Origin of the sequence: Roseateles sp., assembly GCF_965262435.1 — a bacterium.
Taxonomy (GTDB): Bacteria; Pseudomonadota; Gammaproteobacteria; order Burkholderiales; family Burkholderiaceae_C; genus Paucibacter_A.
Genome location: NZ_OZ253537.1, coordinates 4,167,628 through 4,192,887, shown reverse-complemented (window position 1 = coordinate 4,192,887; position 25,260 = coordinate 4,167,628). Strand labels below are relative to the sequence as shown.

The following is a 25,260-nucleotide window of genomic DNA, read 5'->3' as shown; positions in this document are numbered from 1 at the left end:
CCTGAAATCAGAACAGGTCGACCGAGCCACCCGTTGCCACCACGGGCTGGGCTTTCTGCGCGGCATTGCGATCCTGTTGCACCAGGGCGTCGGTGTTGGCGGGGGCCAGTCGTTTGACCATGGCCTTGCCGCTGAAGGGCAGGAAGCAAACCTTGCGCGGGTAGATGTCCATCACGTCTTTGGAGACGATGGGGATGCGCTCGAGCTTGAGGAAATCGATCACGAAATTGGTGTTGCGCTCGCCGACATTGATGGTGTTCATGCCGGCGATCACGGCGCCACCGCCAAAGATCTTGGCTTCCATGCGGCCCTTGGAGGCACCGCGCTTCATCATCTCGTTGATCAGCAGTTCCATGGCGAAGGAGCCGTAGCGGCCCGAATCGCCGCTGCCTTCCGGGAGCATGAAGTGATTCATGCCGCCGATCTGCGCATGGCGGTCCCACAAGCAGGCTGCAATGCAGGATCCGAGGGTGGTCATGACCAGCAGGTCTTCGTTGTCCACGAAGTATTCACCGGGCAGGATCTTCACCGCCGCATTCTTGAAATGGGCGTCGTAGAAGAAGAACGATGCTTCACCTGGCTTGCGCGGCACGGCCTTGAGCTGGGCAACGCGGGCCGCTCCCGCGCCACTGGTGAACATCGAGCCGGTGCCTGCACCGGAAGGGGGCGGGGGGGTGCTCATGTTTTTTTATCGGTCGCTGGAGTTTGAACTTGAGGGCTGCGCCGGCGCTGGGCTCAGACGCGTTCGTAAATGGTCTTGCCGCGCAGGCGGAAGAGGTCGCGCGAATCGGTGAAATTCTCGGAGTGGCCGACGAACAGCAAGCCGTTCGGGCGCATCACGCGGTGGATGCGCTCCAGCACCTTGCGCTGCGTGGGCGGATCGAAATAAATCATCACATTGCGGCAGAACACGATGTGGAAGGGCTCACCGAGCGACCACTGCGCATCCATCAGATTCAGAGACTTGAAGTCGATCCAGCGCTGCAACTCAGGCTTGACGCGGATGCGGCCCGAGTTGCCGCCGGTGCCACGCATGAAGAAGGTCTTCAACCGGGTCGAGTCCAGACCGCGGGCGTCGGCGTTGTAGACGCCGCGGCGCGCCGTGTTCAGCACATTGGTGTCGATGTCGCTGGCAACGATCTGCATCTGCGCATTGCTGCCCAGGGCTTCGCTGCAGGTGATGGCGATCGAGTAGGGCTCTTCGCCCGTTGAAGCCGCGCAACACCAGATGCGCACCGGCTTGCCGGCCAATGGCTTGAGGTCGTCGGTCAGGGCGTGGAAATGGTGCTCTTCGCGGAAGAAGGAGGTCAGGTTGGTGGTCAGGCAGTTGACGAACTCCTGCCACTCCTGCGTGCCTTCAGCGCCGCTGGCGTTCTCCAGCCACTGCAGATAAGCCGCGAAGGACTTGTGGCCGGTCTCGCGCAGGCGCCGGGAGAGGCGGCTGTAGACCATGGCGTGCTTGCCATCGTGCAAGCTGATGCCGGCATGCTTGTAAATCAGTTCCCGTACGCGGTCGAAGTCGGCGCGACTGAAGCTGAACTCGTGGTCGATGACTTCGGCGCCTGAGGCACTTGGAACAGCTGGCATAGGTTGAGCTCGGTTATCGCCCATGGCGGCTGTGCGCAGCCCGGGTTTTGATTTTGCATCGACTGGCAGTCTGGCGGTTCAAGCGCCTTCAGCATAGGGCAAACAAAGCCGCCAATGAGGGCCAGATTGCAACTTTGGCCACAAACCCCCGCTGCTAGACTGAGCCGGCACTCGCCCTTGGAACATCTTGGAAACAAGCCCACCACCCGCTTTGATGGACGCCCGACGCCTTCGGCTCGACCTGGCCCTGCAGTTGTTGCAGCAGGCCGGTGCTTTGTTGCCTGAAGCCGAACCGTACAGCGAGGACTGGGTCCAGGGCATTCTGGATGCCTTGTGCGACCTGTCCAGCAAGGATGCCTTGACCGGCCTGGTCAATCGGCGCAGTTTCGAGATGGCGCTGTCGCGCGAAGTGGACCGGGTCGCCCGGTCCGGCGAGTCGGCCTTGCTCCTGATGCTGGACATCGATCATTTCAAGGCCGTCAACGACAGCTACGGCCATGCGGCCGGAGATGTGGTGATCCAAGCCGTGGCCGGAGCTCTGAACCAGGTGGTGCGACCCATGGATACGGTGGCGCGCGTCGGTGGCGAGGAATTCGCCATCGTCCTGCCCAAATGTGCCGCCGGATTTGCGGCCACGGTGGCGGAGCGTTTGCGTGAGCGGGTGGCCGAGCTGCGCATCCAGATCGCCTCGGGCCAGGTTTTGTCGGTGACGGTCAGCCTGGGCGGTGCATTTGCGCCGCAGTGGGTGAGGTCCTCCTCCTTGCTTTGGATGGAGCGGGCCGACCGCCAGCTCTACCGGGCCAAGGCCGAAGGCCGCAACCGAGCTTGTCTGGAGAATCAGGTGGAGTCCCTGGTCAGCGCCGAAGAAAAAGGCATGTTGTTCGCCATAACGCAACAGGAAAGTGAATGAGTACGACACCTGATCCTGCTGCATCGATGCCGATGGCACCGCAAGGAGCGGCTCGACCGGCGCCCAAGACGGGCAGCCGTGCGGGTGCCCGTACCTTGGCCGTGACCAGCGGCAAGGGCGGCGTGGGCAAGACCTTTGTCACGGCCAACCTGGCCGCCGCCCTGGCCCTGCGCGGCCAGAAAGTGCTGGTGCTGGATGCCGACCTGGGACTGGCCAATCTCGATGTGGTGCTGAACCTGCACCCCAAGCTGACCCTGCACGATGTGTTCACGGAAAAAGCGACCCTGGACCAGGCCATCCTGCCGGCGCCGGGCGGCTTTTCGGTGCTGCTCGCCGGCTCGGGCATGGTCGAGTATTCGCGCCTGACGCCTGAGGTGCGCGACAAGCTCCTGCACATCGTGGAGATGGTGCGGCCGCGCTTCGACTGGATCTTGTTTGATACCGGTGCGGGCATCTCCGATGTGGTGCTGTTTTCCATCTCCATGGCTGCCGATGTGCTGGTCGTGGCCACGCCGGAGCCCACCTCGCTGACCGATGCTTACGCCACCATCAAGGTGCTGGCCACCCAGCAGGATCGCCGCGAAGTCGGCCTGTTGGTCAATCAGGCGAACCGGGTCGGTGAAGGCAAGCTGATTTGCGGGCAGTTGCAGCAGGTGCTGCAGCGCTTTGTCGGTTCCAAGCCGGGGCAGTCCTTCAAGCTGGAGTTGCTCGGCGAGGTCAAGAGCGACCAGGCGGTGCGCCAGGCGGTGCTCAAGCGCCAGTTGGTGCTCGAACACTACCCTGGCAGTGACGCGGCCCAAGCTATCAAGGCATTGGCCAATAAACTGCTGGGATGAGCAGTTCAGACACTTCCTCCGATTCTTCCGCTTCCCCCGCGCCCTCTGGCGCCTCAGAGCCCACGCCTGCCACCGCCTTCGAATGGGTGGGCGGCGAGGAGCGGGTGCGCACCCTGGTCGATCGCTTCTACGATCTGATGGAGCTGGAGCCCGCCTTCACCGAACTGCGCGCCGCCCATGGCCCCAGCCTCGACAGCGCTCGCGACAAGCTGTTCTGGTTCCTCTGCGGTTGGCTGGGCGGCCCCGATCACTACATTGAACGCTTCGGTCACCCGCGCCTGCGCGCCCGGCATCTGCCATTCAAAATTGGCATCGCTGAGCGTGACCAGTGGGTCGCCTGCATGGGCATGGCCATGCAGGATGTGGCGCTGGACCCTGCGCTGCAGCAGCGTCTGCTCGAGAGCTTTATGGGGACGGCGGACTGGATGAGGAATTGTTGACCCCTCGATGAACTGGGGACCCCTCGCCCGCGGGTACGCGGGCGGTCCCCCGAGGGGACCGGACTCAGCGGCCGGCGTGGCCGGCGGCTGAGTCCTCAAGCCGGCCTTGGGGCGGCCCGGCGGCCGGCTTGAGTGGAACCGGCGGCGCTTTAGCGCTACGTGCCCGCCAGCAAGACCATCAAGGCGCCGCTGCCACCGTCGCTGGCGCGTGCTTGGACAAAAGCCAGGACCTGGTCTTTCTGCACCAGCCAGCGGCGCACGCGTGCTTTCAGCACCGGCTCACGGCCGGGAGAGCCATTGCCCTTGCCATGGACCACGCGCACGCAGCGCAGGCCGCGGCGAGCGCTGTCCTGGACGAACTGGCCCAAGGCCTCGCGGGCCTGGTCCCGGCGCAGGCCGTGCAGGTCCAGCTGGGCTTGCAAGCTCCAGTGGCCGCGCCGCAGCTTGCGCACCACTTCCTGCGTGATCTCGGGCCGGCGAAAGGACAGGGTGTCGTCGGTTTCCAGCAAGGTGTCGACATCAAAGTCGTCGGACAAGGCCTGCAAGAGGACCTGGCGCTCATCGGCTTCACGCTGCAAGGGCTCGGGCGCCGGCGGGGGCAGGCGATGCATCACTCGCTGCTGGCTGGCCGCCAGGCGCGTGACCGGGCCGATGCTGAGCTCGAAGATGCGCCGTTCCTGCTCGGCCAGGCGGGCGGCCGCGGCCAGGCGCTCCTGGCGTTCTTCCTCGGCGCGCCGCTGCAGCGCCAGTTCGCGCTGCAGCAGCTTCAAGTCTTGAAGGCTGTTCAGGGCGGGCGTCGAGCGTTTGGAGGGCGAGGGCTTCATGGCGAGCGCCATCATATTTGCCCACGCTCCGCCAGTGAGATGACCTCGCCCATGCCCACCACGAAATGGTCAAGTACCCTAATGTCCACCAGGCTCAGTGCCGACTGCAAGGCCTGGGTCAGGATCTCGTCGGCACGCGAAGGTTCGGCCACGCCGGATGGGTGGTTGTGGGCCAGGATCACAGCGGCCGCGCCCAGAGCCAGTCCGCGTTTGACGACCTCGCGAGGGTAGACGCTGGTTTGTGTCAAGGTGCCCCGAAACATCTCCTCCAGCGCGATCAGGCGGTGCTGGGCGTCCAGGAAGAGCACGGCAAAGACCTCGTGATCTCGGCCGCCGAGCTGAAGGCTGAGGTAGCGGCGGACCGCTTCGGGGGCATCGAACACCGCGCGTTGTGCCAACTCACCGTGCAGGGACCGGCGGGCAATCTCGAGCACGGCGGCGATTTCGGCCCGCTTGGCCGGGCCTAGGCCTTTGATCTGCTTCAGGTCCGCCACGCTGGCATGCAAGAGTCCGTGCCAGCCGCCAAAGCGGTCGAGCAGTTGCTGCGCCATCTGCAGCACGGGCAAACCCTTCAGCCCGGTTCGCAGCAGCAAGGCCAGCAGCTCCGCATCGGCCAGAGCCTCGGGGCCGCGGGCCAGCAGCTTCTCGCGCGGCCGGGCGTCGGGCGGCAGGTCATGGAGCGGCATGGCGGTGACTCCGGACTGGCAGAAGAAGAGGTATCGGCAGCAGGGATAGGCAAGAGGGTGAGGGAGTCCGCAAGGCTTTGGCAGCGCCTCGCCAGAGCGCGATGCGCGCAGGCCCTAAAATCGTGGCAATTCCGACCCTGTGCCCTCATGAATCTTATCCAAGCCGGTTCTTTCCTGACTCTGCACTACCGCCTTTCGGGGCCGGACGGTGCCGACGTCATCAACACCTTCGATGACAAGCCTGCCACTTTGTCCCTGGGCACGGGCGAGTTGTCGCCGGCCATCGAGGCGCGACTGATCGGCCTGGCCGAAGGCACCCGCACTCAGTTCGAGTTGGCCGCCGGCGAAGCGTTTGGTGAGCGCAATGCCGACATGTTGCAACGCGTCAAGCTGAGTTTGTTGCGCCAACTGGGTGATCCACACGAGGAGTACCACGTTGGTGATGTGGTCCAGTTCCCCACGCCCGACGGCCAGGCCAGCTATGCCGGCGTGATCCGCGAAGTGGACGGCGACGCGCTTTTGTTCGACTTCAACCATCCGCTGGCCGGCCAGCCAGTGAGTTTTGAAGTGCAAGTGATCGGGGTGCTCTGACATGCCGGACATCAAGCCTCAGGAAGTGCTGCTGGCCGAACCGCGTGGTTTTTGCGCCGGTGTGGACCGTGCCATCGAAATCGTCGAGCGTGCGCTCGTGAAGTTCGGCGCGCCAATCTATGTGCGCCACGAGATCGTGCACAACACCTATGTGGTCAATGATTTGAAGGCGCGAGGCGCCATCTTCATCGAGGACCTGGCCGAAGTGCCGCCGGGCGCCACCTTGGTGTTCAGCGCTCATGGCGTCAGCCAAGCGGTGCGTCAGGAAGCGGCCCAGCGCGGCTTCCAGGTGTTTGACGCGACCTGCCCCTTGGTGACCAAGGTTCATGTGGAAGTGGCCAAGCTGCACCGCGAGGGCTATGAGTTCATCATGATCGGCCATAAGGGTCACCCCGAGGTCGAGGGCACCATGGGCCAGCTCAGCGAAGGCATCTATCTGGTCGAGGAGGTTGGCGATGTGCCTCATGTGCGCGTCAACAATCCGGCCAAGCTGGCGGTGGTGACGCAAACCACGCTCAGCGTCGACGATGCGGCCGAGATCCTGGCTGCGGTGAAAACGCATTTCCCGCAGGTGCGCGAACCGAAGAAGCAAGACATTTGCTACGCCACCCAGAACCGCCAGGATGCGGTCAAGGTGTTGGCGCCGCAGGTCGATGTGGTCATCGTCGTTGGCAGCCCGACCAGCTCGAACAGCAACCGCTTGCGTGAGCTGGCTCAGCGCCTTGGTACGCCTGGCTATATGGTCGACGCCGCTGAAGATTTGCAGCCCGAGTGGCTGGACGGTCGTGCCCGTGTCGGCCTGACCGCCGGTGCCTCGGCGCCGGACGTGCTGGTGCAGGCCGTGATTCAGCGCCTGCGTGAACTGGGTGCGACCACGGTGCGCAGCTTGCCCGGTGTGGAAGAGCATGTGCGCTTCCCATTGCCCATGGGCTTGGGCGACAAGTCCATGGCCGAGCTGAGCAGCTCTCGATCTTGATGCCGGTGCAGCTTCATGCCGGCGGCGCCCCACTCGGCGCCGTTTTGCTTTCATAGAATCGACCGAATTCCAAGGACACCTTCTCAAATGCTAGACATCAATCTGTTGCGCAAGGACCTGGCTGCCGTGGTGGCCCGTCTCAACACCCGCAAGAACCCGCAAACCTTCCTGGATGAAGCCCGTTACGCCGCGCTTGAGAGCGAGCGCAAAGGCGTGCAGATGCGCACTGAGGAACTGCAAAGCCGCCGCAACAGCCTGTCCAAGCAGATTGGCATGTTGAAGGGCAAGGGCCAGGATGCTTCGGCCGTGATGGCCGAGGTCGGCGGCATTGGTGATGAGCTCAAGGCTGCAGCCGAGCGCTTGGAAGCGATTCAGGCCGAACTCAGCACCATGCTGATGAGCGTGCCCAATCTGCCGCACGAGAGCGTGCCGGTGGGCAGCGACGAGAGCGGCAATGTGGAAGTGCGCCGTTGGGGCACCCCGCGCAGCTTCGATTTCGAGGTGCGTGACCATGTGGACCTGGGCGCTGCCCTGGGCCTGGATTTCGAAACCGGCGCCAAGCTCAGCGGCTCGCGTTTCTCCTTCCTCAAGGGCAAAGTCGCCCGCCTGCACCGCGCCCTGGCCCAGTTCATGCTGGACACCCAGACCGAGGTGCATGGCTACACCGAGTGCTACACGCCCTACATCGTCAACCGCGAGGTGCTGGAAGGCACGGGCCAGCTGCCCAAGTTCAAGGAAGACATGTTCTGGGTGCTGCGGGGCGGCGATGACCAGGCGCAGGAGCAGTACCTGATCTCTACCTCGGAGATTCCACTGACCAACACCGTGCGCGAGCAGGTGCTGGACGCTGCTGACTTGCCGATCAAGCTGACCGCGCACAGCCCCTGCTTCCGCTCAGAAGCCGGCAGTGCCGGTCGCGACACCCGGGGTCTGATTCGTCAACACCAGTTCGACAAGGTCGAGATGGTCCGCATCGAGCACCCCGAGCACAGCATGGCCGCGCTGGAAGAGATGACCTTGCATGCCGAGGCTATCTTGCAGAAGCTGGGCTTGCCTTATCGCACGGTGTTGCTGTGCACTGGCGATATGGGCTTTGGCGCCACCAAGACCTATGACCTCGAGGTCTGGGTCCCGGCTCAGAGCACCTACCGTGAGATCAGTTCCTGCTCGAATATGGAAGCCTTCCAGGCGCGCCGCATGCAGGCCCGCTTCAAGAACGAGCAGGGCAAGAACGAATGGGTCCACACCCTGAACGGCTCCGGCTTGGCCGTCGGCCGCACCTTGGTGGCCGTTCTGGAGAATTATCAGAACGCCGATGGCAGCATCACCGTGCCTGAAGCGCTGCGGCCTTACATGGGCGGAGCCGAAATTCTGCGCGCCTGAACGAGGAAGTACTGGTAAATCCAAAAAAGCTCGCTATACTAGCGGGCTTACTCGCAGCAACCAACGCGAGCACCAGAATACCGGAGAGGTGGCAGAGTGGTTGAATGTACCTGACTCGAAATCAGGCGGACGGTAACGTCTCGGGGGTTCGAATCCCCCCCTCTCCTCCAAGAAGTGAGTAAACACGGGCCCTTGCGGCCCGTTTTTATTTTTTTCCACCATCCTTTCCACCAATCCGCCCACCCATTGGGACGCGTTCGAATCCCAAAGATTGGTGATCGATCCGCGTGTTGGGCTTTCGATTGAGTCGGACAAACGTCACCGAGTCGTGCTGATTGTTGGCCCCAGAGCTGACGCGGGGCAGGGGACGGATCTCGTTCCTGTCGCAGTACTCGCAGCGGCTAATTTTTGATATTTACGTCAAGTTACTCCCGGCTTGTGGGGTTTCTTGATATAAATATCAAATGCAAACCCTACAAGAGCTTGGTGAAGCTGTCGCTGAGCGGCGCAAAGCACTGAACCTGCGTCAGCAGGTGGTCGCTGAGCAAGCTGGTATCACTCCGGAATCGCTGTCCCGCTTTGAGCGGGGGCGTGGTGCCGAGTTCGGTGCTCGCAAGCTGTTGGCGGTGCTGTCTGTGCTGGGCATGGAGCTCAGCATCATCCCCACAGGCCAGGCCGGCACGCTCGACGAGCTGCGTCGTGAGCGGAATCAGTCATGAAGCTCTCGGTCTATGTCAGAGGTCGAGACGTCGCGGTGCTGGAGCAAGCGGGTGACTTCAAGAGCGTGCTGACTTACCGCGCCAATACAGCGACGGATGATTTCGTCTCCCTCACGATGCCGGTCCGCACCGAGTCCTATGTGTGGGACGACCAGCTGCCTCCCGTGCTGCAGATGAACCTTCCCGAGGGCTACTTGCTGCAGGTGCTGCAGGAGCAGTTTGGGCCGCACATTGGTGCCAGCCCGATTGCCTTGCTGTCGGTCATCGGTCGCAATATGGTCGGTCGGCTCCAGGTGGCCGCAACAGGTGCGGAGCTGAATCAGCCTGCCAAGCCCATTGAGGTGGTTGCGCTGCTGAAGGGCGACAACTCGGAAGAGGCTTTCGCTGAGCTGGTGCGCCAACACGCCACCAGCGGGGTTTCGGGGGTGGTTCCCAAGTTCCTCGATGAGGCTGAAGAGCTGCAGCTGCGAGGCGCTGCCTCGGCCCTGGCTGAGCACAAGAAGGCCAGCTTGATCACGCGTCGGCACATCATCAAAGGTTCCAGCAAGCAGCTGCCCTTTGTGGCCTTGAACGAGCACTTGTGCATGCAGGTGGCTTCGCGGGTTATGCCCACGGCCAAAACGGAAGTGTCAGACGACGGCCAGGCTTTGGTGGTTCATCGCTTTGATGTGGATGCGCAAGGCCAACCGCACTGGGGCATGGAGGATTTTTGCTCCTTGCTGGGCCTGAGGCCTGCGGCCAAGTACGACACCACATGGGAGCGCATCGCCAAAGCGGTGCGTGACCACGTCCCTGGAGAGCGCCGGCTGGAGACCTTCCGGCAACTGGCCAATACCTTGCTGTTGACCTATGCGCTGCGCAATTCCGATTGCCACGCCAAAAACCTGGCCTTGCTTTACACCTGCCGGGCCGACGTACATCTCTCGCCGGCCTACGACATGCTGACCACGAATGTGTATGCGGGGTTCCAGCGCAACCCGCCTGGCATTGAGTTCATGGGAAAGAAGACTTGGACGCCAGGCAAGAACTTGCAGAAGTTCATTGCAGCCAACTTTGGGATTCAGCCCAAAGAGCAGGCGCAGATGGTGGCGGCAATCAGTGACGCCGTCGCTGATGTCGGCAGGCAAGTCCGCGAAGCCATGGTGCAGCATGCGGGCTTCAGTGATGTCGGCAAGCGCATGTTGATGGCTTGGGCTGAAGGGGTGCAGGGCCTGCGTAATCAGCGGGTCTATGCGGTGGGAGATTGGAGTCCGGGCGATGCGTTCGATGGGTTTTCGCCGCCGCCAAAGCAAAAGGTGGACGTCACCAAAATTGGCCGATCTCCATTGCTGGGGAGGCATTGACCTACAAACTCAGGTTGCATGTGAACTCCGATAGCTATTGCAGCCATGCGTTTAGTGCCTCCCAGGCTCGATAGCCAAGCTGCCCAACCTTCTCCATCTTAAGCGCCACATCGGTGGACGAATTTACACGTTTCCACAGCTTGCCAAGGCGCGACAGCTCCTCGGAGTCTTTGACTGGCACACCACTGGTTTCCCTCGTTTCAATGATCTCGCCCAGCGCTGTGCGCCCAGCCTCTCGGAAGGCCTTCGCGCCATGGATCGGATACTGATCGAGTGCCAGCCGAATCAGGAGGAGTTGGTGTTCGATCAAGTGTCGGAGAGCTTCGGGAATAACTGCGTCTCTCACCAGTTTGGTCAGGGCTTCCACCTCAGCCGCAATTTCCTCCAATTCACCGGGGGGAATGGCTGCCTCCTCGTCCGGAAGCAGCTCGCTCAAGAAGGCAAGAGCCAGCAGCACGTCTGGCGTCAGGTTCCCTCGCATGCCTTGCCATCCGGCCGAAAGATAGATCGGGGAAATCACCATTCGCACCCTCGTAAATGCGCCGTTGTAGAGGTGGGTGCTGATCTGAGTCGATCGAACTTGCGCCTCCAAGAGGTCAAGTTCAACGTAAAACCAATTCAAGCGCGGTAGAACTAGCTGGCCTGTCGCGGCATCGTCGGCTCCGTGCACGTCAAATACGTCCGCAAGCACTTGGTAGAGCGCCTTGTCGGGTTGGCTCATCGCCTTGGTCAGTAGTGCGTGAATGCGGGAGGCGGAGTTGTTGTGCTTGTACATACCGGCAATGCAGATAGGTTTTAGAGAGGCCAGACGTTGAAGCTGAGCCGCGAGCAGCGGCTAGCCGATGAGAGTCGGCTCGTGCGAATACGATGGGGCTTCCCACCTTTGGGGAAACGGCGTCAATGTGCCAAGATTGGTGGCTCTCAAAGTCATCAATCAACTGCTATTTGAAAGGGGTAGTCCCTCTAGAAAGGGTAGGCGTCACCGCCTTTCGCCAATAGGCTAGCTAACCCAGCCTCGATAACCTCATGCAGTAGCTTGACTCTTTCAGCTAGCGGAGATCTATCTTCTGACTTCGCATCCTCTGTCAAGCCGCGCGCCCGAACTAGCCGCGCGAATGCTTCTATGTCCGTGGGTAGCAGCACAGGATTGTGCAGAAGTTCTTCATGGCACTCGTAGCAGAAGACAGCCGCTTTACCTTCGACTTTCCATGGGTACTCGGCAAAGATGCCGTCGGTCGTTGTTCCCTTGCGATTGGAGGAGCGGCCGAAGAAACGTTCAGCGACAAAATGATGTGAAGTAGCGTGGCTCCTGCCCTGAGCGTTATGGCGCGCGTAGGTGCCGGCACTGCGGTGCAGCTTGCATTGGCAGATCGCACAATGTTCGTTGGCCATAGAGATCGTGGCGTGTAAACGTTCGAGCTGAGCTGCAATTTGGCAGCTGCCCACTGCCTATATCTTTGATGTTGGACTTGGTGCGTCAATCCGCAGCGCACTTGTCCCGCTACTAGCGTGTGCGTCAGCGCCTCAGGGAGCCTTGTTGACGAAACTCATTATGTTGATTGCCATGTAATGCAAGAAATCATCTAGGTGGTTGTCCTTGAGAGTCAAAGGCATCCCGACCGTACTAGCGATGCGATAGGCCCAAAGTCTATCTTTGGCTTTCTGAGTCGTCACGACGCCACCTGCATGGGTGAAGCAATTTCGTGCCTCAATGATCGATGCAAGCTTAATTAACACTTCATCGGTATCTAGCGGCGTACTAATTGCTAGGTTCGTATGAAGCTTCCTGATCTGCATCAGCGCCTTGTTTCCTAGTTTGACCGTTCCTCCGGCTGAATGATGTGTGGCGTCAAATGAATCTGATGGTGAGACGCTTATTCCGTATACAAGTGCGATAGCGTCAAAGAATATTTCAAACGCGGTGCATAGTTGGATTACGCCAAGCCCTAATGCAAGTTGGCCATATTCTCCATCTTTGATGGACTGGGATAATTGATCAACCGTTCTGATGGTTGTCATTCCTTCTGGGAAATCGTTGGATATCGCTATTTTTGTTGCGCCACCAAGCTCGGATAGATCGATTGACTCGATCAGTCTAGTCCCTGCGTAAAGAGTTGCAATACGCATTACAAAGTCACGGTAGTTAGACAGCGCCTCAATTACTGCAAGGTTGGTGGTTTTAGGTGTCCAGTTCATATAACTATGGGGCTCTTTCTTGGTGTTGCAGCCAATTAATGAGTCGTTCGTGACGTGCGGCCTAACGTAGAAGTGAGCAACCTGCGCAGCATTTCGCGCAGGGTCGCTCAACTGCCGGGTTATTAAGGGAAATTAACGAACCCCCGGGCACTAATTCTTTGGTTTGCTGGATTTGCTAGGCTTTAGGGACGGTGTATTCCCCGGTGTGTTTTTGTTGTCACGGCGACGCTGATCCGGCTTCCCTGTTGATTTCGCTATCGGCTTTGGTCCTGGTTTAAGTGCCATGAATGCTCTCCTTTGTGGTTTGAAAATTACAGTGTGCGCGTACCTGCTAGAGAAGATGGCTTCGCGAACTAGGGTGGCCCGACTCTTGCTCTGCGGTAGGTTTCAGGCACAAGGCCTGTACGGCTGCACCAATGAACCCGGCGGACGGGATGCAGGGGCGTTGCGAGTTAGTGAGGAGTCGGGCCATGAGCAAATCTAGCACCTTGTTCGTCGGATTTGACGTCCAAAAGGACAGTGTCGTCATCGCCGTGGCGGATGCCCCACCCGACGGCGAGATCCACCACATTGGCAGCATTTGCGGCGACCTGGCCGCGCTGGACAAGGCGCTGCGCAAACTCGTCAGCCGTGGCCAGCGTCTGTACATCGTCTACGAGGCCGGCCCTTGCGGCTTTGTCATCTGGCGCCACCTCACAGCCCAGGGCTTGCACTGTGAGGTGGTCGCCCCGTCCTCGATTGCGCGGCCCAGTGGCGACCGCATCAAGACCGACCGCCGCGACGCGATGCTGCTGGCCAGGCTGGCCCGCTCGGGTGGCCTTTCGGTCGTGCGAGTGCCAGGCGGCGTGGATGAGACTGTGCGCGACTTGATGCGCGTCCGGGAGGACGCCGTGCGCGAGCAGCGCACCGGCCGCCGCCGCATGTTGGCCTTGCTGCTGCGCAATGGCATTCCGTACACCGGCAAGACCTCGTGGACTGCCGCTCACCTGCGCTGGCTTACCAAGGTCAAGCAGGCATATGCGGCCCAGCAGATCGCCTTCCAGGAATACCTGCATTCGATCACTGAGGCCGGTGCTCGCATTGCCCGGTTGGAGCAGGCCTTGCGAGATGCCCTGCCTGATTGGGGTTTGATGCTTATCGTGCAAGCCCTGCAGGCGATGCGGGGCGTGCAGTTGATCGCCGCGATACCCCTGATTCGGCTGACCTGGAACAAGCATGCCTACCAAAACATCTCGAGAGGCGGCCCTTCAAAGCCAAGTGCTAGGGCGTTGTTCGCCAATGACGGCTGACATTCAGTCAAGCCGAGAAAGCCGCCTTCAATTGGGATGTCGAGCAGCTGTCCTTGTTAAATTGCTCTGCGGGTGAGGTGGTGGTTAGGAAATCCCTAGTAGTCAGCATGGCGATTTTTGATGTTAGATGACTCTCTTAAAAGCTCGAGCAGTTTGTGTTTTGGCCGAGTCAGGCAAAAGTTCGGCTTGTGCGCGCGAGCGAATCGTTATCTTGGAGGGGCGCCATGCGTCTGAAGAGTGCTTTGATATCGGTTTTCGTACTCCTTGCTTGCGTGAACGTGCAGGCGTGTGAGCTGGTGTTTCGGGTCGTTGGTGATCCGGATTCATATCCGTACGAAAAGCTCCCTGAATTCGTCCGCAAGGAGATGCGACCCAGAGTCGCGCAGGGTGCCGATTCTGATCGCTATGGACTTCAGATTCAGTACGTCTGCGATCCGCAAAGCGGCGAGCAGTCTTTGAGTGCAATCTTCAAGATTCAACCCAACACGGTGTACTTGAAGGACGTGAATGAACTCCCTCTATGTGTGGAGGATCCGGCCGCGAAGCGGTGTGTGCCTGGCAAGTACAACTATGTTGATTACAAAGGTGGATCGCCGCTGTTCATTGGCCGATCCGAGACCATCAACGCACTGCGGGCGCTGTCTGGGATAAGCAGTCAGTCCGACCTCGAAACAAACGATCCGACTCGGCAGATCGCGATTCATAACGCGGTGCGGCTATTCGCCATGCAACTTGCGGAAGCAACGCGGTTTGACTACGTGTTGGATGACCTGACATGCGCGGTGGCATCGGGCGATTCAGTGAAGTTCATGGACTATTGGGGGCTAGTCCATAACTGGGGCACGATCTCGCGCGTTATCAGCCAGGGTGGGCCTGATGCGCTAAAGCTGAAGTCGAGCGAAACCTACAAAGGTGGCGGTGCTCTTTTTGTTCCCATCACTCGACAGATGGTTCCGTACTTCAATGCGTTTCTTCCTACTGTCCAAGGAAAGCCTGATTGGAAGCCAACCAATGACGGAAAAAACAAGGTTATAGACCTGAGAAGCCCAGCCTGTGCACTTGTTCCAGCTGATTCAAAACCGGTGCATCCGAATGCTGGCGCAGCGGTTGAGCGTGACGAGATTTTCGGATTGCTTTCGATGGCCGTCGTACTTCAGGACTGGCAGTCCAGTACGAATGGTCGAGGACACAACATTGGTAGCGTCTTGGTCACGCCCGACCATCGGCCTGTCTATTACGCCAGGAACTCAATTCGTGCTCTGGATAACACAACGCAACATGGCGAAGTCAGGCTCGTGCAGAACTATCTCAATTGCAAAGGGGTCAAAAAGACGGCCGAGGACCTCACGGTGTATACAACCCTTGAGCCGTGCGCGATGTGCTCCGGCATGATGACCATGGCAGAGGTGTCACGCGTCATCTATGTCCAGAAGGACCCCAGCTATGGTGGAGTACGGGAGGCGCTGAAGAGCATCAGCTACCCGCGTGTCTACTCGCAAGACACTACGGCCGCACTAATTCAAAAGCAATCAATTGAGGTTGGGTACGACAAGTACAGATCGGCAGGAAAGGGCAGTTTGACTAACTATCTCTTGACTGACGAAGCTAAAGGGATTTTTGAGTCGGCTCGTTCGGCCTTGCTGAACTACGCCGTGATGTTCCCGGAGAATGGCAAGATCCTTGATCGTGCGCGCGACTTCCTTGGTTCCGTAAAGGCAGAGACTTTCGGGGACGCAATGTTGGATCGCTGCCCCGCTCCGTGACAGTTGCTGAAGGCAGCCTGGTTTAACGACCGCGATCTTCCCAAAAACGACAATGCAGATAGAAATTGAGGCACTGTGAGAAGAGTAGTTGCCTTTCTTTTCGGTTGTTGGATGACCGCCTTGGTCGGTGTTTCTACACAGGCTGCCGCTGCAACTGACATAGAGGTGGTCAGATCGGCCGAGCGATATAGCTGGGGTATCGTTGGGGCTCCCCCTAACTATGCTCCGGCTGAACTAGCCGCTCGAAGGCTCTCGACGACAGTACCGGCAGGCGACCTTTTGAAGCACATGGAGTCCGCAACGCCTGCAGGACAAATGTATCTTCTGTGCTTGTTGCGAGCCAAAGAGCAAGAGAGTTTTATTCGCGAGAGGGCTAAATTGTTTTCTAGTGAGGACGTGATGGTTTCAACATTCTATGGAAGCGTGCTCAGACTTGAATCCAGAAAGGCCATAGTTTTGCAAATCTAGAAATTCGGGTGTTCTTCATTGGGTTTAAAAGTTAATCGACTCTGACCGGTCAGTTCGCAACTATGTTGACGAAAATGGGGTGCAAGGGATCGTGAGTTCGAATCCCACCGTTCCGGCCATTTTATTTAAGTAAATCAACGGGTTAGCAGCGAAATCAGCTAGCCCGTTTTTCTTTTCCCGCAGCGATTGCGCTCAATGGGTAAACCGGCGGTTGGCTGTTGGGGTGCTTCGCTGGACGTTTTTGGCCTCAGTCCAACGTCAATATTTGCTGGCGGTGACTTTTTTCTATGATCTGCGCGGAGCCGGGCGCCGAACCTGGCGCGAGTTAGTGTCATCAGAGGTGCCGGTCTCGTTCGTCAGCAAAAGCGTCGCATGCGGCGCTTCAACAAGTCGTCGCGAGTGGATCACCATCGATGCTTGTCGGCATCGCCCCGGCGATGTTCACAATTGAGCGCTCCCACGGTACGAATGCGGCAGCTTTGGTCGGAGCAGTCTTAGGTGATTGCCCGGTGTTCCAGGCCGTGGATACTTCACCAAGCCGTGTGAGTTGCACGATGCCGGCCCAGGCTTGTCTGTTTCTCAAAGAAACCAGCTTTGCCAAGGCTAACCTTGCGCATGCGCCGAGGCGCTCCGGCGGTCTGCATAAGGCCTTAGATACAGTTTTTTTCGTGACCCAATATGATCCGACGTACTGAACCGCAAATAGAGGTCCAGCGCCTCTTGGGTCGATGCATGCTACGCCTGCAACAGTACGAGCACTTGATGAAGGCCCTGCTGGCCCACCACGAGTTGGCGGGCCCTGCGCGGACCCTTGAGAGGCAGCTTGCCACCCGCGTCGAGAAGTTTGCTGACAAAACCCTTGGCACGTTGGTCAAGTCTTTGTTCGAGACTTATGTCGTCCCTGACGGCTATGAGCGCGAACTGCTACCAGTAGGCGAAGTGCCCACCGACCATACCGCCCTGGCGGTGAGTCATTGCATCACGATGGAGCCTCAACGGCTGGCCAAAACGCGTGCAGCTATCGAGGAATTGGTGGTCATGCGAAACCAGCTGGTGCACCATTTCATTCAGAAATTCGACCTTTGCAGCGACGCGGGTTGCACTGCCGCCCTGGAGCACCTCGAACACTGCTACGAGCGTATTGAACTCCACCACTGCGAGTTGCTCGCCTGGGCTCAGGGTATGGAGAAGGCGCGCGCAATGATGGCGGCCTTCGCAGCAACTGAAGCCTTCCATGACATGGTGGTCAACGGCATCGCGCCAGACGGAAGCTTCAGTTGGCCTTTCTCCGGCATCGTCTCGGTGCTAAGGCAGGCTGCCACGGAGCTTTCTGAGGATGGCTGGGCGAGGCTGGAACGGGCCCAGGCTTGGATAGAGGCTGACCACGCCGAGCAGACTCCCGCCAAGTACGGCTGTCGGACCTGGCCGCAGGTGCTTTCGGAATCTCGAATGTTCGACTTGGAGTACCGGGGGAGCGACGATGGTCGTAAGGTGGCCTGGTTTCGCGTGCGGTCCGGGATGTGAATTCGGGGGCTCTTGACGCGGCAATCCAGCTTGCGATCAATTTGTGATGACGCTTCACATATGACGGCTGTTGTTCAACGTCGACATTAGCAAGTCGGGCCGTTCAGCAGTAGTCGCTCGAACCGCTATGCCGCGAGCGTTGCAGCGGCGGACCGGTTTCAGCGGCGGATTTAGCCTGTCAGTGCAACGGATTTGCTGAACATCTCAGCGGGTGCCCCCGCGCTCGAACGCATTGAAGGCCTGCGCCGGCAGCGCATGCCGATGCTGCGAATCGTCTGCGTTGTCGGGCGCAGTGTGGCCACCATCAGCCGCGCACTGCGTACGCTGGGCCTTTCGAGCTTGAAGGCGCTTGAGCCAAGGGCCGAGGTCTTGCGCTACGAGCGCGAACGGCCCGGCGAGATGCTGCACATGGACACCAAGAAGCTCGGGCGCATCGTCAAGCCAGGTCATCGAGTCACAGGGAATCCGCGCGACTCCGTGGTTGGAGCGGGCTGGGAGATTGCTCACGTCACCATCGACGATCATTCAAGAACGGGCTTCGTGCAGTTGCTTGTCAACGAGCGCAAGGACTCCGCAGTGGAGTTCCTCAAGGCCGCGGTGGCGCACTACGCCGCGCTGGGCGTCAAGATCGAGAGGCTGTTGACCGACCGCGGCTCGGTCTATCGCTCCTGGCTGTTCAACAAGTCCTGTGACGGGCTGGGCATCAAGCACATCTATCTGCAGCCGTATCGACCACAGACCAACGGCAAGGCGGAACGCTTCATTCAGACTTGTCTGCGCGAATGGCCCACGTTCGCAGCGATGACAGCAGCGCTGAGCGAGTCGGGCTGCCCAACTTCCTCAACGACTACAACGCCCGTCGGCCCTATTCGGCCCAGGGCTTTAAGCCTCCAGCCTCTCGACTTGGCGGGAACAACCTATTGCGCAGTTGGGACGCATTTGAAAACCGATGGGTTGGGCCGCGTGGATCGGCGTGCGTCGCAAACGCTCAGATGGCCGGTGTCTCCCAAACGCCAAAAACGCCCAAGTGTTCAGCCTGGCACAAGTCCAGCAGCCGCCACACACTCGATCTCAACGCGCGCCCCCAAGGCTAGTCCAAGGCAGCCGAAGGCGCTGCGCGCGGGCAGCGGATGCGCTCCGAAGAATTCCCGGTAGATCAGGTTGAATTCCGGCCAGTCCTGCATATCGGCCAACATCACCGTACAACGCAGCAGATGGTGCAGGTCCAGGCCCTGGCCCTGCAGGACGGTGCGGATGTTCTGCAGGGTCTGGCGCGTTTCGGCCGCCAGGCCGCCCGGCACCAGTTCCATGCGCCCTGGCACATTGCCCAACTGGCCCGACAAAAAGAGCAGATCACCTACACGCGCCCCTTCTGGAAAAGGCGCTTGCGCGGGTACCACCAGGCCGGAATTGAATCGCTGCACAGGGCTGCTTGGGGTCATGAGAAAGTCTCCTTGGGAAGTCAGCGCGCCGCCATGCCAAGGGCAGTTTCCAGCGCCTGAGCGTCAAACACCCGTCCGCCTTTGATGGTGCGCCAGACACGGCGCACATCGCTAATTTGTTGCAAGGGATCGCCGTCCACCAGCACCATATCAGCCAATAGCCCCGGCAGGATGCGCCCTTGATCCCTGTCCACGCCCATCACGCGTGCCGGCAGCAGGGTCGCACTGCGCAACACCTCGGTGGCGGGGATTCCGGCTTGCACCCAGAGTTCCAACTCATGTTGAAGGGTGAAGCCGGCCATGCCATCGGAGCCTGGCATCATCGGCACTCCTTGCTCATGCAGTGCCTTGAGCAGCATCAGAAAGCCATCGAAATCGGGGTCGCGCGAGGCATCCGCCAAATGCGCCAGCGCCGACCGGCGCACCTGCAGAGGCAGGCGAGCCAGCACGGGCAACAGGGCACGCGGGCCAGTGGCCTTGTTATCGTTGGAGGTGCTCTGGATCACCGCGAGCGTGGGGTCCAGCACGGTGTCATGGGCGCGCAACCAGGTCGTCAGGGCCTTCAGCTCGGTGCTGTTCTCGCTCACATGGCGGCGCAGCACAGCGCCCTTGGGGCTGAAACGCGCCAAGGGCGAGGCATCCCTGGGCATCAGCTCCATGGCTAGGATGTTGAGGTGCGACACCTCACTGGCACCTGCCTCCACAAAGGCGCGCGGCAGGTCCAAATGGGGGCCGTGACCTATCATCTTCATGCCCCAGGCGGCGGCGCGCTCGGCGATGGGCGCGGCCAGTTCGGGCCCCACCAGCGAGTACACCTTGACCATGCGGTAGCCGTGGCGGCCGTACCAATCGACCGCCGCATGCGCTTTTTCCACCGTGTCGACGCGGATGGGGGTCGGGCCCGCGCGTTCGCCCACACCTTCCATGATGCCGGCCAGATGCACACGCGGCCCCAGCTCCGCGCCACTCGCAAAGCGCTTCACGCGCTCCAGCATCAGCTCATTGCGGTTGGCCATATCGCGCGCGCTGGTGATGCCGGCGGCTAGGTCCAGCACCCCGTCGATCTCGTCGTAGTGCTTGTGCACATCCCACAGGCCGGGCATTAGGAAGCGCCCGGCAGTGTCCAGCAGTTCGGCTTCCGGCGGTGCCGGAAGATCCGCGTCGGGTTTCACGGCCACGATGCGCTCGCCGCGCACAAGCACACTCATGCCAGGACGCACCTGACCGGTCGCCGGGTCGAACAGACGCGCGCCGCGCAGCAGCAGGGCTCCTCCGCGCGGCGTGTGGGTGAGGCGCTTCGCCAACTCGGCATGCCAGCCCTGTACCGCCTCATCCTGCAGACGCTGCAACTCGACTTGGCGGCTAGCATGGTTCGCTGTCACCACATTCACCCAGCCCGACAGCACCGCCACCGTCTGTCCCTGCTCGTCCAGCCAGAGCGCTTGAGGCATGAAGTTCAGACCGGCAATCTGGTACAGCACCAGTCGCTGGCGCCGCCCCTGCGCATCGCTGAGCTCATGCACCGCGCTGCTACTGATCCAGGCCTCGCCCTCGGGCAGCAGGCGTAAACGCTGCCCCTTGGCCTTCAGCAGGGCTCGTGCCAGCACCGGCAGGGCCTCGGGGACGTCCGAGGCCGGCCAGTAAAAGGCCGCCGAATTCAGTGCCTGTTGCACTTTTTCCTTGCCGTTTTGCCACTGCGCCCGGCCTTCACTTAAGTCGAAGCGCTCCGCCACTTCGCCTCCGCTTTCGTTGCGTCCTTCGCCGCTGTAGTGCAGCGGCAGGCCTTGGGCATCCAGGGACCAGCGCACGCTGAGCTTGGGACCACGGCCCCGGTCGCTGTAGTGGTAGTCCACACGCAACTCGGTTTGCCCGGCCCGGGCCTCGGTCTGCGCCGTTTGCTTGCCCGCCACCACATCGAGGATCTGTACAGGGTCCTCGCGTTGGACGGTGCTGGCCAGCGCCGAACCCAGCAGCGCCATCGTCATCAAGGGCCCCAGCGCCAGAGCGCGCCACGTTGTGTCCTTCATCAATCGTCTCCTTGTCAAGCCGCGCAGGCCCAGGCCTGGCTCATCAAACGCTGGAAATTGCCCCCCAAAATCTTGGCAATGCGCGCATCGCCATAGCCGCGTGCGGCCAGCAGCACGGCGAGCTGGCGATATTGCTGCGGCCCCTCCAGATCGGGCAGGCCCAGCACCACATCGGCGCTCTCACCCGGCGCCGCAATGCCCAGCTGGCGTCGCATTGCCACATCGGCGGCATGGGCACGGCGCTGCGCTTCCGGGTCATCGTGCAAGGTGGTGCCCCCGTCGGTGCCCAGGCCTACATGGTCTTCTCCGCAGATGTGCAGGGCATGGTCTATATGGTCGATCAAGTCAGCCGCCATGGGCTGGCCCTTGGCGCGCAGATAAGGCATGGCATAGATGCCCACGACACCGCCGCGTTCGGCCAGCAGGCGCAGTTCGGCATCACTCTTGTTGCGCGGGTGATCCATCAGGGCGCGGCAGCCGGTGTGGGTTATGGCCAGTGGCTGCTGCGCCTGCGCCAGCGCATCCAGGCATGTCTGGGTGCTGCTGTGGCTCAAGTCCACCAGCAGTCCCTGGGCCTGCAGCTCATGGACGGCGGCACGGCCAAACTCGCTCAGCCCCTGGTCCTGCGGCACCGTGGCGCCATCGCCCACCCGGTTGCGGCCGTTATAGGTCAGCTGCAGCACCCGCACACCTAACTGGGCGAACAGTCGTACCCGCGACAAATCGTTGCCTAGCATCTCGCTGTTCTGAAAACCATAGATCACGCCAAGCTGGCCCTGGGCCTTGGCAGCGAGCAAATCGGCCCCGTCCAAGACTTTCCGCAGGGCCGGCGCATGAAGCCTAAGGTGCGCGTCCCAGGCGGCGATGTCGCGTACCGTGGCCTCGAAAGGTTCATCGCTGCCCGCCACATGGCCGAGGGTGACATTGACCGCGTTCAGGCCGGCGGCTCGCGCGTCGGCAATCGCCCTGGCATCGGCCCAGGCGGCGCTGTCGCCATAGGCCATGCGCTCGCTATCGCGAGCTGCGGCCGGCGGGCGATTGGGATTGTGGACCACGCCCAAAGCGTTGATCACGAGGCTGCGCTCGAAGGGGGGCCATGCGCAGGCGGCGTTGTCGTGGTGCAGTTTCATGTGGCGAGGCCCGGTGCAAGGGTTTCGGAGTGATTGAAGATGGGCAGGCGCCCGGCGTGCCAGCCAAGGCCCCACAGAGCCAGCCCGCCAATGGCTGGCAACAGCAGGGCCAGGCCTGTGGCCGCAGGCAGCCACAGCGTGGCCAACGCCGGCTGCCAATGCTTGCGCAACAGCATCAGCAGCAAGCCCAGTGCCGCGAGCAGCAGCACGCGCCTCAGCGCGCCGGGGGCGAGCATGCCAGCGCAGCCGAGTAGAAACAGGCCCGCAACAGCAAACACCAGGGTGTAGGCCAAGCCCAGCAGGGGGCGTGCGGCCGCGCCCAGCTCGATCGCTTGCAGGGGCAGCCAGAGCAGGCAGAGCAGGCCCAATATGGCCGCAAAGCCACGGGTGCGAGCCCGGGCGGGTGCGTCGGCCAGATCATCGGCACGTGCACGCAGCAGCGGCAACAGCAGCAGGCTGCTGAGCCCGAACAAGGCGTCCACCCAGAGAGTGGTGGCGTAGCCCCATTGCGTCATCGCCTCACCCTGCCAGCTGTGGCTGTAGGCAATGCTGAGGTTGAGCAGGGCCATGTAAAAGGCGAACTGGGTGGCCGCCACGGCGGGACGGGTCAGGTCCATCAGCAGCGCAGCGCGCGATCCAAAAATGAGGCCACTGCACAGGCTGTAAGCCAGACATGCGATCCAGAAGCTCTGCAACAAGTCTGCGGGTGCCGCCTGGCCGGGCCACCAGGCAGACTGCTGTAGTGCCCAGGCCAGATACAGACCAGGCAGACTGAGCAACAGCACCGCCACCAACACGGCCAAGCGACGCTCGATGCGGTCCGAAAACCAACCGCCCGCCACACAGCTCGCGGCCGTGATCAGGCTGCCGAACATGCTCAACTGCCCCAGCTCGGCATTGCTGAGACCCAAATCCACCGCCAGATTGCTTTGTAAAGACAGCTGCATCGCCATCGCGGAGATCGGCAGCATCACGAAGAGCAGCCCGTAGAAGGCGCACCGCGAGCCCATGAAGGCGGCAAAAGCCTGGCTCGAAAAGCGCTTTATCTCGCCCCCCACCTGGCGCCAGTGCAGCACGGGCCGCAGCGCGCCGCCGATCTGCGGCGCCTCGCGCATGGGCCACACCACCAAACCAGTGATCAGTGCCAGGCCCAGGGCAAGCAGGGCCGGCAGCAGTTGAAACCCGACGGCATCGCTCAACATCAAGGCCCCGCTACCACCCACCAACAGCCCAAAGGACTGGCCGGCAAACATCATCCCGCTGCCTAGGGCGCGCTCGTCCTTTTGGAGCGTTACACAGGCCAAACCGTCCACCGCCACATCTTGCATGGCGGCAAACAGATTGTGCAAAAGCAGCAGGCCGATGAACCAGAACTGTTGCTCCGGCGACACCAGGGTCAGCAGCAAGAGGCTTAGCGCCATCAGCGATTGGGTGGCCAGAATCCAGCCCCGCTTGGGGCCAAACCTGTGCGATACCAGCACGTCGATCAAGGGGCCGTAAGCCCATTTGAAGGCCCAGGGCAGCATCACCAGGCCCAGCATGGCGCCCAACTCTGCGGCCGGCATGCCGCTGCGCTTGAGCTGGGTGGCCAGCACCAGATTGCTGAAGCCCTGTGGCATGCCTTCGGCCACATAAAGAATGAAAAAGGTCCACAGACGCCCTCCACGGCTACGTAGGAAATTTGGCAGGCGCAAATTGTTCCTTGATGGCTTGAGATACTAGGGATGAGCACCTTTGGGTGCGTTCGATTGAAGTTCGCTAAACTTATTCTAGAAAATTGTTCTAATTCATGCTTCCCGGTACAAACCCAGGGGCAATGGCACCCGCCCTCGCCTTGATCGAGCAGCTGCACGCCGGCCCGCGCGGCTTGGCAAAGCGAGCCGTGCTGGGTGCCGCGCTGGCAAGCTTCAACAGCAAGGGCATCGAGGCCACCGGCATTGAAGACCTCAAGCGTGACAGCGCCCAGAGCGTGGGCACGATTTACCATCACTTCAAGAACAAGGAAGGAGTGGTGGCAGCGCTGTTTTTCCTGGCTTTTGACGACCAGAGCAGAGCCATGGCCGAGGGGCTGGCGGTCGAACTACCGACGCGCAGCCTGTTGCGATCTTTGGTTAGCGCCTATCTGCGCTGGACCTGTGCACAACCTGAACTGGCGCGGTTCATCCTGATGGCCCGCGATGTGATCACACAAGGGCCCTGTGCCCAGGAGCTGGCGCAGCGCCTGGAACGTCGCTATGGTCCGATCGATGCGAGGCTGAGCGAGGCCATGAGCGAAGGCGAGATCCGCACCCTGCCTGATGAAATCGTGCCTGCTCTGGTACTGGGGCCGGCGGAATCCTATTGCCGCGGATGGCTCAGCGGCTATCGCAAGCCCTCGCCTGCGATGTTCGAATCTGAATTCGGCGACGCCGCCTGGCATGCCCTGCGGGTGCAGGACTGAGAGGCCGGGGCAGTTTCAAAGTTAGCGCTCATCAACTGTGTTGCATGCCGACGAAGCGCTGGAAATGCTGCACCCTGTGCGCGCTGATTTCACCGCGCGCGGCAACCACCATGAGGCTGGTCTGAAGGCGGCTTGTTACCAGTCCACCAAGTCCTGGGTCAGCACGGCAAGCTCTTGAGCGCGCAGTGTCATAGCACGCTGCTCAGATGCTCAGATGCTCAGATGCTCAGATGCTCAGATGCACGGGCGGACGGCGCTGCAGCCAAGGCAAGGCTCGCTCCAGCTCTGCTGACACTTGCAACAAAGTCGCGTCTTCGCCAAAGCGGCCCATCAGGTGCACGCTGATGCAATTGCCGTCACGTGCCTGAAATAGCGGCAGCGAGATATCAGGCTGTCTGGTAGTGTTGGCGAAGGGCCGGAACACCTCGGAGTGGTATCGCAGGCGCGTGAATGCTTTCGCGCCCAAATCTTGGTTCGGGTCAATGGTGGCATGCGCCTTGGCAGTCTGTGATGTGCTGGGTGCGAGCAGCATGTCATAGCGCTCGAACAAGGGCCCAATCTGGCGCCTTAGCTGGTTGGCCTGATCCAGCGCAGCGAGGTAGTCGCTGGCGATACGCTTCTGGCCGTGGAGGTACATGGCTGCCGAAAGGCATGAAATCGGGGCACAAAAACACATCGGCATTCCG

At 61.0% G+C, this 25,260-nt stretch carries 25 protein-coding genes, 1 tRNA gene and 1 pseudogene; 16 read left to right on the top strand and 11 right to left on the bottom strand.

The features are described from left to right. Positions 1-7: 7 nt before the first annotated feature. Both cheD and ACQY39_RS18060 read right to left on the bottom strand, forming a co-directional pair. On the bottom strand, positions 8-640 hold the full coding sequence (cheD, locus tag ACQY39_RS18065; RefSeq protein WP_263519861.1) for a chemoreceptor glutamine deamidase CheD: 633 nt from the start codon (positions 638-640) through the stop codon (positions 8-10). A 95-nt stretch (positions 641-735) separates the two neighbouring features. Further along, entirely contained in the window at positions 736-1,587 is an 852-nt protein-coding gene (locus ACQY39_RS18060) for a CheR family methyltransferase (protein WP_263519811.1), read from the bottom strand. A 214-nt stretch (positions 1,588-1,801) separates the two neighbouring features. Here ACQY39_RS18060 and ACQY39_RS18055 point away from each other — a divergent pair, with 214 nt between their 5' ends. The 3 genes from ACQY39_RS18055 to ACQY39_RS18045 are packed head-to-tail and all read left to right on the top strand — an operon-like array spanning position 1,802 to position 3,773. Next, positions 1,802-2,497 carry a GGDEF domain-containing protein gene (locus ACQY39_RS18055; protein ID WP_428508571.1) on the top strand — a complete coding sequence of 232 codons (696 nt, stop codon included), beginning with the start codon at positions 1,802-1,804 and terminating at the stop codon, positions 2,495-2,497. Further along, the gene (locus ACQY39_RS18050) at positions 2,494-3,333 is read left to right on the top strand and encodes a MinD/ParA family protein (protein ID WP_428508569.1); all 840 of its coding nucleotides are present in this window, start codon (positions 2,494-2,496) and stop codon (positions 3,331-3,333) included. The genes ACQY39_RS18055 and ACQY39_RS18050 overlap by 4 nt, the downstream gene beginning before the upstream one ends. Beyond that, complete coding sequence (locus tag ACQY39_RS18045; protein WP_428508567.1) at positions 3,330-3,773, top strand: group II truncated hemoglobin; 444 nt, start codon at positions 3,330-3,332, stop codon at positions 3,771-3,773. The genes ACQY39_RS18050 and ACQY39_RS18045 overlap by 4 nt, the downstream gene beginning before the upstream one ends. A gap of 155 nt (positions 3,774-3,928) precedes the next feature. Here ACQY39_RS18045 and ACQY39_RS18040 read toward each other — a convergent pair whose 3' ends face one another. After that, entirely contained in the window at positions 3,929-4,597 is a 669-nt protein-coding gene (locus ACQY39_RS18040) for a Smr/MutS family protein (RefSeq protein ID WP_263519815.1), read from the bottom strand. Between the two features lie 11 nt (positions 4,598-4,608). Continuing rightward, positions 4,609-5,283: a RadC family protein gene (gene radC / locus ACQY39_RS18035; protein ID WP_428508564.1), complete on the bottom strand. Its 675-nt coding sequence runs from the start codon at positions 5,281-5,283 to the stop codon at positions 4,609-4,611. A 147-nt stretch (positions 5,284-5,430) separates the two neighbouring features. Here radC and ACQY39_RS18030 point away from each other — a divergent pair, with 147 nt between their 5' ends. From ACQY39_RS18030 to ACQY39_RS18005, 6 genes are all read left to right on the top strand, one after another. Next, complete coding sequence (locus ACQY39_RS18030; protein ID WP_428508562.1) at positions 5,431-5,874, top strand: FKBP-type peptidyl-prolyl cis-trans isomerase; 444 nt, start codon at positions 5,431-5,433, stop codon at positions 5,872-5,874. A gap of 1 nt (position 5,875) precedes the next feature. Continuing rightward, a complete protein-coding gene (gene ispH, locus ACQY39_RS18025) occupies positions 5,876-6,850 on the top strand; it encodes a 4-hydroxy-3-methylbut-2-enyl diphosphate reductase (RefSeq protein ID WP_428508560.1) in 975 nt (324 codons plus the stop codon). Positions 6,851-6,937: 87 nt separating this feature from the next. Then, positions 6,938-8,233 carry a serine--tRNA ligase gene (gene serS / locus ACQY39_RS18020; protein ID WP_428508558.1) on the top strand — a complete coding sequence of 432 codons (1,296 nt, stop codon included), beginning with the start codon at positions 6,938-6,940 and terminating at the stop codon, positions 8,231-8,233. A gap of 82 nt (positions 8,234-8,315) precedes the next feature. Beyond that, a tRNA-Ser gene (locus ACQY39_RS18015) sits at positions 8,316-8,403 on the top strand. A 294-nt stretch (positions 8,404-8,697) separates the two neighbouring features. Beyond that, positions 8,698-8,952, top strand: coding sequence for a helix-turn-helix domain-containing protein (locus ACQY39_RS18010; RefSeq protein WP_428508556.1), 255 nt, complete (start codon positions 8,698-8,700; stop codon positions 8,950-8,952). Continuing rightward, complete coding sequence (locus ACQY39_RS18005) at positions 8,949-10,295, top strand: type II toxin-antitoxin system HipA family toxin (protein ID WP_428508554.1); 1,347 nt, start codon at positions 8,949-8,951, stop codon at positions 10,293-10,295. Before ACQY39_RS18010 ends, ACQY39_RS18005 begins: the two co-directional genes overlap by 4 nt. A gap of 34 nt (positions 10,296-10,329) precedes the next feature. Here the strand turns inward: ACQY39_RS18005 and ACQY39_RS18000 are convergent, their stop codons facing one another. Continuing rightward, complete coding sequence (locus tag ACQY39_RS18000; RefSeq protein WP_428508552.1) at positions 10,330-11,070, bottom strand: hypothetical protein; 741 nt, start codon at positions 11,068-11,070, stop codon at positions 10,330-10,332. Between the two features lie 389 nt (positions 11,071-11,459). Between ACQY39_RS18000 and ACQY39_RS17995 the strand changes: the two genes are divergently transcribed. Then, positions 11,460-11,591, top strand: coding sequence for a hypothetical protein (locus ACQY39_RS17995; protein WP_428508550.1), 132 nt, complete (start codon positions 11,460-11,462; stop codon positions 11,589-11,591). 228 nt (positions 11,592-11,819) lie between these two features. Here the strand turns inward: ACQY39_RS17995 and ACQY39_RS17990 are convergent, their stop codons facing one another. Beyond that, positions 11,820-12,491: a hypothetical protein gene (locus ACQY39_RS17990; RefSeq protein ID WP_428508548.1), complete on the bottom strand. Its 672-nt coding sequence runs from the start codon at positions 12,489-12,491 to the stop codon at positions 11,820-11,822. Positions 12,492-12,961: 470 nt separating this feature from the next. Here ACQY39_RS17990 and ACQY39_RS17985 point away from each other — a divergent pair, with 470 nt between their 5' ends. From ACQY39_RS17985 to ACQY39_RS17965, 5 genes and pseudogenes are all read left to right on the top strand, one after another. After that, complete coding sequence (locus ACQY39_RS17985; protein WP_428508546.1) at positions 12,962-13,780, top strand: IS110 family transposase; 819 nt, start codon at positions 12,962-12,964, stop codon at positions 13,778-13,780. Positions 13,781-14,004: 224 nt separating this feature from the next. Beyond that, positions 14,005-15,543, top strand: coding sequence for a nucleoside deaminase (locus tag ACQY39_RS17980; RefSeq protein ID WP_428508544.1), 1,539 nt, complete (start codon positions 14,005-14,007; stop codon positions 15,541-15,543). Positions 15,544-16,424: 881 nt separating this feature from the next. Beyond that, complete coding sequence (locus ACQY39_RS17975) at positions 16,425-16,706, top strand: hypothetical protein (RefSeq protein WP_428508542.1); 282 nt, start codon at positions 16,425-16,427, stop codon at positions 16,704-16,706. 67 nt (positions 16,707-16,773) lie between these two features. Then, a complete protein-coding gene (locus tag ACQY39_RS17970; protein ID WP_428508540.1) occupies positions 16,774-17,535 on the top strand; it encodes an OST-HTH/LOTUS domain-containing protein in 762 nt (253 codons plus the stop codon). A gap of 225 nt (positions 17,536-17,760) precedes the next feature. Then, positions 17,761-18,461 (top strand): annotated as a pseudogene (locus tag ACQY39_RS17965) (integrase core domain-containing protein); the annotation flags it as partial. Between the two features lie 105 nt (positions 18,462-18,566). Here ACQY39_RS17965 and ACQY39_RS17960 read toward each other — a convergent pair. From ACQY39_RS17960 to ACQY39_RS17945, 4 genes are read right to left on the bottom strand one after another with little or no spacing between them, the layout of a single operon-like run. Beyond that, on the bottom strand, positions 18,567-18,977 hold the full coding sequence (locus ACQY39_RS17960) for a RidA family protein (protein ID WP_428508538.1): 411 nt from the start codon (positions 18,975-18,977) through the stop codon (positions 18,567-18,569). Between the two features lie 20 nt (positions 18,978-18,997). Then, entirely contained in the window at positions 18,998-21,004 is a 2,007-nt protein-coding gene (locus ACQY39_RS17955) for an amidohydrolase family protein (protein ID WP_428508536.1), read from the bottom strand. A gap of 14 nt (positions 21,005-21,018) precedes the next feature. Next, positions 21,019-22,134, bottom strand: a complete 1,116-nt coding sequence (locus tag ACQY39_RS17950) for a dipeptidase (protein WP_428508534.1) — start codon at positions 22,132-22,134, stop codon at positions 21,019-21,021. Next, entirely contained in the window at positions 22,131-23,828 is a 1,698-nt protein-coding gene (locus ACQY39_RS17945; RefSeq protein ID WP_428508532.1) for an MFS transporter, read from the bottom strand. The genes ACQY39_RS17950 and ACQY39_RS17945 overlap by 4 nt, the downstream gene beginning before the upstream one ends. Positions 23,829-24,016: 188 nt before the next feature. Here ACQY39_RS17945 and ACQY39_RS17940 point away from each other — a divergent pair, with 188 nt between their 5' ends. Beyond that, positions 24,017-24,574 carry a TetR/AcrR family transcriptional regulator gene (locus ACQY39_RS17940; RefSeq protein WP_428508530.1) on the top strand — a complete coding sequence of 186 codons (558 nt, stop codon included), beginning with the start codon at positions 24,017-24,019 and terminating at the stop codon, positions 24,572-24,574. 226 nt (positions 24,575-24,800) lie between these two features. Here ACQY39_RS17940 and ACQY39_RS17935 read toward each other — a convergent pair whose 3' ends face one another. Further along, positions 24,801-25,211 carry an amidase family protein gene (locus tag ACQY39_RS17935; protein WP_428508528.1) on the bottom strand — a complete coding sequence of 137 codons (411 nt, stop codon included), beginning with the start codon at positions 25,209-25,211 and terminating at the stop codon, positions 24,801-24,803. Positions 25,212-25,260 lie beyond the last annotated feature (49 nt).

Excerpts from the sequence above, each read along its gene's own strand:
- ACQY39_RS17950 (WP_428508534.1), bottom strand. The coding sequence starts at position 22,134 with ATGAAACTGCACCACGACAACGCCGCCTGCGCATGGCCCCCCTTCGAG.
- cheD (WP_263519861.1), bottom strand. The coding sequence starts at position 640 with ATGTTCACCAGTGGCGCGGGAGCGGCCCGCGTTGCCCAGCTCAAGGCC.
- ACQY39_RS18010 (WP_428508556.1), top strand. The coding sequence starts at position 8,698 with ATGCAAACCCTACAAGAGCTTGGTGAAGCTGTCGCTGAGCGGCGCAAA.
- ACQY39_RS18030 (WP_428508562.1), top strand. The coding sequence starts at position 5,431 with ATGAATCTTATCCAAGCCGGTTCTTTCCTGACTCTGCACTACCGCCTT.
- ACQY39_RS17985 (WP_428508546.1), top strand. The coding sequence starts at position 12,962 with ATGAGCAAATCTAGCACCTTGTTCGTCGGATTTGACGTCCAAAAGGAC.
- ACQY39_RS17975 (WP_428508542.1), top strand. The coding sequence starts at position 16,425 with ATGCTTGTCGGCATCGCCCCGGCGATGTTCACAATTGAGCGCTCCCAC.
- ACQY39_RS18000 (WP_428508552.1), bottom strand. The coding sequence starts at position 11,070 with ATGTACAAGCACAACAACTCCGCCTCCCGCATTCACGCACTACTGACC.
- radC (WP_428508564.1), bottom strand. The coding sequence starts at position 5,283 with ATGCCGCTCCATGACCTGCCGCCCGACGCCCGGCCGCGCGAGAAGCTG.
- ACQY39_RS18050 (WP_428508569.1), top strand. The coding sequence starts at position 2,494 with ATGAGTACGACACCTGATCCTGCTGCATCGATGCCGATGGCACCGCAA.
- ACQY39_RS18045 (WP_428508567.1), top strand. The coding sequence starts at position 3,330 with ATGAGCAGTTCAGACACTTCCTCCGATTCTTCCGCTTCCCCCGCGCCC.
- ACQY39_RS18040 (WP_263519815.1), bottom strand. The coding sequence starts at position 4,597 with ATGAAGCCCTCGCCCTCCAAACGCTCGACGCCCGCCCTGAACAGCCTT.
- serS (WP_428508558.1), top strand. The coding sequence starts at position 6,938 with ATGCTAGACATCAATCTGTTGCGCAAGGACCTGGCTGCCGTGGTGGCC.
- ACQY39_RS17970 (WP_428508540.1), top strand. The coding sequence starts at position 16,774 with ATGAAGGCCCTGCTGGCCCACCACGAGTTGGCGGGCCCTGCGCGGACC.
- ispH (WP_428508560.1), top strand. The coding sequence starts at position 5,876 with ATGCCGGACATCAAGCCTCAGGAAGTGCTGCTGGCCGAACCGCGTGGT.
- ACQY39_RS18055 (WP_428508571.1), top strand. The coding sequence starts at position 1,802 with ATGGACGCCCGACGCCTTCGGCTCGACCTGGCCCTGCAGTTGTTGCAG.
- ACQY39_RS17955 (WP_428508536.1), bottom strand. The coding sequence starts at position 21,004 with ATGAAGGACACAACGTGGCGCGCTCTGGCGCTGGGGCCCTTGATGACG.
- ACQY39_RS17995 (WP_428508550.1), top strand. The coding sequence starts at position 11,460 with ATGGCACTCGTAGCAGAAGACAGCCGCTTTACCTTCGACTTTCCATGG.
- ACQY39_RS17960 (WP_428508538.1), bottom strand. The coding sequence starts at position 18,977 with ATGACCCCAAGCAGCCCTGTGCAGCGATTCAATTCCGGCCTGGTGGTA.
- ACQY39_RS18060 (WP_263519811.1), bottom strand. The coding sequence starts at position 1,587 with ATGCCAGCTGTTCCAAGTGCCTCAGGCGCCGAAGTCATCGACCACGAG.
- ACQY39_RS18005 (WP_428508554.1), top strand. The coding sequence starts at position 8,949 with ATGAAGCTCTCGGTCTATGTCAGAGGTCGAGACGTCGCGGTGCTGGAG.
- ACQY39_RS17935 (WP_428508528.1), bottom strand. The coding sequence starts at position 25,211 with ATGTACCTCCACGGCCAGAAGCGTATCGCCAGCGACTACCTCGCTGCG.
- ACQY39_RS17980 (WP_428508544.1), top strand. The coding sequence starts at position 14,005 with ATGCGTCTGAAGAGTGCTTTGATATCGGTTTTCGTACTCCTTGCTTGC.
- ACQY39_RS17990 (WP_428508548.1), bottom strand. The coding sequence starts at position 12,491 with ATGAACTGGACACCTAAAACCACCAACCTTGCAGTAATTGAGGCGCTG.